Annotated in this window: 7 protein-coding genes and 1 pseudogene; 4 read left to right on the top strand and 4 right to left on the bottom strand. The window is 67.6% G+C overall.

Translation table 11 applies throughout. The features are described from left to right. Window positions 1-107 (bottom strand): helix-turn-helix domain-containing protein (locus tag E1298_RS43340; protein ID WP_279499667.1); only part of this gene is annotated, 107 nt, incomplete at its 3' end. A 26-nt stretch (window positions 108-133) separates the two neighbouring features. On the opposite strand from E1298_RS43340, the gene E1298_RS43335 reads away from it, so the two are divergent. After that, the gene (locus E1298_RS43335) at window positions 134-799 is read left to right on the top strand and encodes an NsdA family TPR-like regulatory protein (RefSeq protein ID WP_131903208.1); all 666 of its coding nucleotides are present in this window, start codon (window positions 134-136) and stop codon (window positions 797-799) included. A gap of 169 nt (window positions 800-968) precedes the next feature. Here the strand turns inward: E1298_RS43335 and E1298_RS43330 are convergent, their stop codons facing one another. The 3 genes and pseudogenes from E1298_RS43330 to E1298_RS50930 all read right to left on the bottom strand — a co-directional run. Then, complete coding sequence (locus tag E1298_RS43330) at window positions 969-1,262, bottom strand: helix-turn-helix domain-containing protein (protein WP_131903207.1); 294 nt, start codon at window positions 1,260-1,262, stop codon at window positions 969-971. A gap of 5 nt (window positions 1,263-1,267) precedes the next feature. Next, window positions 1,268-1,462 (bottom strand): type II toxin-antitoxin system RelE/ParE family toxin, encoded by a 195-nt coding sequence (locus E1298_RS50935; protein WP_243726197.1) that lies wholly within the window; start codon window positions 1,460-1,462, stop codon window positions 1,268-1,270. 223 nt (window positions 1,463-1,685) lie between these two features. Next, window positions 1,686-1,784: pseudogene (locus E1298_RS50930) on the bottom strand (peptide-methionine (S)-S-oxide reductase MsrA); the annotation flags it as partial. A gap of 34 nt (window positions 1,785-1,818) precedes the next feature. Between E1298_RS50930 and E1298_RS43315 the strand changes: the two are divergent. From E1298_RS43315 to E1298_RS43305, 3 genes are all read left to right on the top strand, one after another. Further along, window positions 1,819-3,336 (top strand): recombinase family protein, encoded by a 1,518-nt coding sequence (locus E1298_RS43315; RefSeq protein ID WP_207945199.1) that lies wholly within the window; start codon window positions 1,819-1,821, stop codon window positions 3,334-3,336. Window positions 3,337-3,895: 559 nt separating this feature from the next. Further along, on the top strand, window positions 3,896-4,081 hold the full coding sequence (locus E1298_RS43310; RefSeq protein WP_131903205.1) for a hypothetical protein: 186 nt from the start codon (window positions 3,896-3,898) through the stop codon (window positions 4,079-4,081). Beyond that, window positions 4,078-5,514: a replication initiator gene (locus tag E1298_RS43305; protein WP_207945198.1), complete on the top strand. Its 1,437-nt coding sequence runs from the start codon at window positions 4,078-4,080 to the stop codon at window positions 5,512-5,514. The genes E1298_RS43310 and E1298_RS43305 overlap by 4 nt, the downstream gene beginning before the upstream one ends. The last annotated feature ends 215 nt before the right edge of the window (window positions 5,515-5,729 follow it).

Raw genomic sequence — 5,729 nt, 5'->3', positions numbered from 1 at the left:
CCGGCCTCGAACCTGGCCACGGCGGACTGCGTCATGTCCGCGGACCCCGCTAGCTCACTCTGGCTCCACCCGCGGTCTTCCCGCAAGGCACGGACGGTGCGCCCCAGCTCATAGGCCAGGCGGGGGGGCCGACGTGATCAATGCGAGGCGCAGGCGGTTCGGCGCGTACCTTGCGCGCTTGCGCCGGGATGCGCGAAAGAGCCAGCGACAGCTCGCGGAGATGCTGTGCCAGGTGTCGGGAACGGCGTCCGTCACGCGTCACGAGGTCAGCCGTCGGGAGCGGGGCGAGCGCGTTCCCGACGTCTGGCTTTCCGCGCCGGCCAAGGCTCGCGCTCTCTACCTTGACCGGGTCGCATGGGCGCACACCAAGGCGGGCAACGCCTCATCAGCGATGCGGACGCTCAGCGAGGCACACGAAGTGATGGCCACCGAGGGCTCGCAGGAGGCACCGGACTGGGCGTACTGGGTGTCGTCCGAGGAACTCGACGTGATGGACGCCCGCGTCTACACCGAACTCCGGAGACCACTGCGCGCCGTCCCGCTCCTCAAAGAAGTGCTCAGCCGGTACGACCCCACGCACACGCGCGAACTGGCTCTCTATCTCTCCTGGCTCGCCGTCGCCCTGGCGGATGCCAACGAGCCAGAAGAAGCCGCCTCGACCGCAGGGCGCTTGCTCCATCTCACGGCTGACTTCCCCAGCGACCGAACAGCGAAGCGCGGCCGCTTCGTCCTCGCCAAGCTAGAGCCCTACCGAGAGGTCCCCGAGGTGCGCGAAGTACTCGACATGCACACCGTCTGACGACCTTTCCAGCGGCGACTCAGTCGAGATCCGTGCCGCCGTCCTACGCAGAGCTGACGGACCAGGCGGTCCGTCTCGTCCGTGATCGCTCGATGACGGCTACGCCTATGCTGGAATAGCCGCCAGGGCTCCTGTGTTGGTAGCCGTCGCTACAACAAGATCGCCCAATTCATGCGGCGGGAGTTCGGAGCTGGACGACGAGTTCGGCTCCGAGGGCCCTCGCTAGGCGTTCGAGCACGGGCAGTGTCGGGACGGTGCCGCCGGCCTCGAACCTGGCCACGGCGGACTGCGTCATGTCCGCGGACCCCGCTAGCTCACTCTGGCTCCACCCGCGGTCTTCCCGCAAGGCACGGACGGTGCGCCCCAGCTCATAGGCCAGGCGGGTGGCGGCATATGCCTCGACGGCACCGGGCTCGGTCATGCGGCGTTCCCGCAACGCACTCCAGTCGGACCGCTCACCCATCTGCCTCACTCCTCCTCAGCGTCCACCGTGTGCGCTGCGGCCACGCACAGCCGCAACGCCCGGCGAGCCCGTTCCACCTCTCGATCTTCCCGCATACGCGTCTTGTGGAACACCGTGAGCAGGATGATCCGCCTGCCCGAAGCGATCCAGTAAGTCACTCGTACAGCCTCGGCACCGAGATGAAACCGCAGCTCCCGCAACTTGCCGTCGAGCTGCCGCGTGTACGGCTCCCCCCAACAGCACCCCCTGCTCGGCGAGCAGGTCGATGTAGAACGCCGCCGCGGCGAACTGCGTGGTCGGCAGGCGTTCCAGCCACTCCCGCACCTCCGGCTCTAGCTCCACAGTACCCCAGGCCATAGCATCGATGCTATAGAGCCGAGAGAGGGGATCACCGGGCTTTCGTCAGATCGAACGCTACGAGCGTCAGCCGTCGGCGGGGGCTACGCCGATCGGGCAGGAGAGGCCGGTGCCGCCTATGCCGCAATAGCCGCCGGGGTTTTTGTGGAGGTACTGCTGGTGGTAGTACTTCGTTCTAGGACATAGAACGGAGCTTCCAGTGGGCGTTACCGAGCGTGACATGATCCCTGTCGTCTCCTACGCGCGCATCTCTGCCGACCAAGAGCGAGATGAGCATGGCATCCAGCACCAACACAAGGTCAACCGGCAGACGGCCGAGCGACTCGGCTGGATCGTGGTCGACGAGTTCACTGACAACGACAAGTCCGCCGCCAAGAGCGGCGTCGTCCGGGACGAGTTCGAGACCATGGTTCGCGCACTCCGCACCGGGAAGCTCCAGGATGGTCGCGCCATCCGTGGGACCGTCGTCATGGTCGAGGACCGCTTGGTCCGACGCCCAGGAGACTACGAGCGTTTCGTAGAGGCGCTGACCTACCGGGAAGGCCGGGTCTACGCCGACCAGCGCGGTCCCAAGGATCTCTACAGCGAGGACGTAGAGAGCATGGGCCTGATCGGCGCCGTCATCGCCAAGATGGAGGTCCGGAAGATGCAGCGCCGGATGCGCAACGATCACCGTCGGCGCGCGCTCGCCGGAGAGCCGCCCGCTGGCGGTAACCGTCCATTCGGCTGGAAGGACGACCGACGCACACTCGACCGCGACGAGGCCACGCTTGTCGCCAAAGCCGCCGAGCAGTACGTCTCGGGACGGGGGCTCAACTCCATCGTCCGCGCATGGCAGGAGGCAGGCATCAAGACCACCACCGGCCGGGAGTGGACGACCACGTCCTTGAAGGTGCTGCTCCGGAATCCACGCCTCTGCGGATGGCGGATGATCAACGGAGAACTTGTCCGAGGCCCGGACGGCCAGCCGATCGTCGGGCAGTGGGACGCCATCATCACCCCCGAGCAGTGGATGGCGGTCAATGCCATCTTCACCGCCCGCAAGGGCCACCTCGTGAACGGCAGTGGTTCGACGAGCCCGCTCCCCCAGGACTTCAGGGAGCACAAGCACCTACTAACGAGCTTTCTTCGCTGCGGACGCATCCGCCCGGACGGCACGATGTGCGGCGCCCGCCTGCGCGTGACGAGGCAGCGCGACTGCGTACAGCACATCTACTCGTGCCCGCCCAAGTCGTCGGGAGGATGCGGCGGGTTGGGCCGCCGAGGTGACAAGGTGGACGAGTTCATCTCCGAGGCGGTCTTGGCCAAGCTTGAAGAGCGAAGCACGGCTGCTCAAGATGTCGGCCCATGGCCAGGCGAGGAAGACCTGAAGGCCGTGGAAGACCAGATTAAGGAACTCCGCGAACAGTGGCGGACACGCAAGATCAGCAACGCATTGTTCTTCGAGGAGATCCCCGCACTTGAGAGCGAGCAGACCCGCCTACGCGCCGAGCGCGAACGCTACGCCTTGACCGCCCAACGCGCCGCCGCCGACATGACCGACATCCGCCGCCGCTGGTACTCCGAAGACGACGAGGACCGCTTGGATATCTCCCAAAAGCGCGCCTACATCCGGGAGGCTCTCCACGCTGTGATCATCCACCCGGTCGGCAAAGGCAACGGCAGCCGGACGAAGTTCAACCCCGACCTTCTTGAGCCCTTCTGGCGGGAGGACTGACACCGCCGTTCCAGACACGCCCCGAGGCGTGAACCTCGGGGCGTTCTTGCGTGGTGTGCATCACATTTCTTACCCATGCAGCCATGCGCCAGCAGTCATCAGCGGACGCCGCCGGACGCCAGCGGTCATCACCGGACAACCGCACACGCCGGACGCCCTCGTGTGCAGGACGGTTCCGCAGGTTTGGTCTTCGTATGCGCGTGGCACAGTGGTGATCGGAGCCGCATCCAGCGATTCCGAGACAGGCGAGTGACAAGCGGGTTCGGCGCCCGCTAGAGGGCCCGTGAGGTGACCTCACTTAACGCGACAGCCGGTATACAAAAACATATGGAGGCCGAGGTGGGCTCTCGGCACGATACGACCGGATCGACCCCGGGCAGGACTCGTCCTGCGGAATAGCGTCCTATATCTAGCCCTGGCCAACACAGCACACAAAGAAGTCGCTCGCCGCGAACACCTTCGACCGGGTACGCGTCAGCGTGCCCGCAGGTCGTTGTGTCTTCCCGTCTCGGAAATCGTGCGCGCTCCCCATCGCTGTGGCCAGGGAGAGGAGCACGGGTTGAAGCCCAGCCCGGAAGCTGTCGCGTGGGGCAAGCGTCAGGCCAGCACATCGCCGCGCTGGTCGGACGACAAATGGAACAGAATCGGGACGATCTTCGGGCTAGTGCTGGCCGAGGACGGGCCCAAGGAGCAGGAGCAGGCCGAGGCACCGGCCGAGGGTGAGTCGTGGCGGGATGCGGCATGAGCGGCCCGCAGATGTCCGACCTACCGCCCGAGGTGGCCGCCGCCGTCCAGCGTGCGGCGATGCCGGACTTCGAGCGCTGGCACGAGATGATCAAGTCCGCCGGGGGATGTGAGCAGCCGGTACGGCTGCGGGGCGAGCGCGTCACGCTGGACGGCGAGACGGGTGAGTTGATCGAGTCGTACTCGACCGACGACGAGCCGACCGGGTTCTTGATCACCGCGTGCGGGAACCGTCGCGCGTCCCGGTGCGCGGCGTGCGCCGAGGTGTACCGGGACGACACCTATCACCTGATCATCTCCGGGTTGACCGGGGGGAAGGGAGTCCCCGAGGACGTGAGCGGGCATCCGCGCATGTTCCTCACCTTGACCGCGCCCTCGTTCGGCGCCGTCCACGCCCGCAGGGACAAGGCCGGGAAGGTGCAGCCGTGCCGACCGCGCAAGGATCGCCCACTGTGTGAGCACGGACGGCCGGAGGGGTGCGGGCGCCGCCACCAGGCCGACGACCCGCAGGCAGGGCAGCCGATCTGTGTGGACTGCTACGACTATCAGGCCGCCGTGTTGTGGAACGCCCACGCGCCCGAGCTGTGGCGCCGCCTCACCCTGGCGGTGCCCAGGCTGATCACCGCCGAGCTGGGGATCACCCACAAGGCCCTGCGCGAGCAGGCCCGCCTGTCCTACGCCCGCGTGATCGAGTACCAGCGGCGCGGGTTGATCCACTTCCACGCCGTAGTGCGCTTGGACGGACCGGACGGCCCCGACCAGCCCCCGCCCCCATGGGCGACCGCCGAGCTGTTGGCGCGCACCCTGCGCACGGCCGCCGCCCAGGTGGCCGTCGAGGTCCCCCACCCCGACCCGGCAGCCCCGCCGATGACGCTGGGGTGGGGACGCCAGCTCGACACCCAGCCCATTGCCGTGGCCGCTGAGTTGGACGGGATCGCCGACAAGCATGTGGCCCGCTACATCGCCAAGTACGCCACCAAGGGCGCCGAGGATTCGGGCACGGTCGACCGCCCGATCCGCTACGCCACCCAGATCAACTCGTTGAAGGTGACCCAGCACGCCCGCCGCATGATCTGGACGTGCTTCGCCCTGGCCGACCTACCCGCCTACCACCAGCTACGGCTACGGGGATGGGCCCACATGCTCGGCTATGGAGGGCACTTCTCGTCCAAGTCCCGCCGCTACTCGGTCACCCTCACCCAGCTACGCCAGGCCCGAGCCGACCACGCCGCACACGCCGCACGCCAGGCCGAGGGACACCCCGAGCCCGACCCGAACCGGGCCACGGTGACCACCGGGCGGTGGAAGTACCTCGGGAGCGGCCTGATGAACGGGGAGCACTTCTGGGCAGAGCAGGCCCGCAACCGCGTCCAGCAGGCCCGAGCCATCCGCAACCAGCTCACCGACCGTAACGACGAGCAGAAGGCGAGCTAGCCCGGACCACCCCGGCGTCGAGGAGTTTCATTACAGAGTCAAGGCCCCCCGCGCTGCGCGCGGGGGGCTTGTGCGTGGCGGGGCCCGCCCACCGCAGGGCGGGACCGTGGACGGCCGCCGCGCCTTGCGCGTGCGGCCTTGGGGGCCGTTCGCGGCGCGGCCCCGCCCACCGCCCCTGTCTCTTATGCACATCTGACGCTTCCGACGATAAGGCC

It is taken from the genome of Actinomadura rubrisoli (assembly GCF_004349215.1).
In the GTDB taxonomy this organism is placed as follows: Bacteria; Actinomycetota; Actinomycetes; order Streptosporangiales; family Streptosporangiaceae; genus Spirillospora; species Spirillospora rubrisoli.
Note: the sequence above shows the minus strand (reverse complement) of the source record. Positions and strands in the feature narration are given on the sequence as shown.

Excerpts from the sequence above, each read along its gene's own strand:
- E1298_RS43330 (WP_131903207.1), bottom strand. The coding sequence starts at position 1,262 with ATGGGTGAGCGGTCCGACTGGAGTGCGTTGCGGGAACGCCGCATGACC.
- E1298_RS43305 (WP_207945198.1), top strand. The coding sequence starts at position 4,078 with ATGAGCGGCCCGCAGATGTCCGACCTACCGCCCGAGGTGGCCGCCGCC.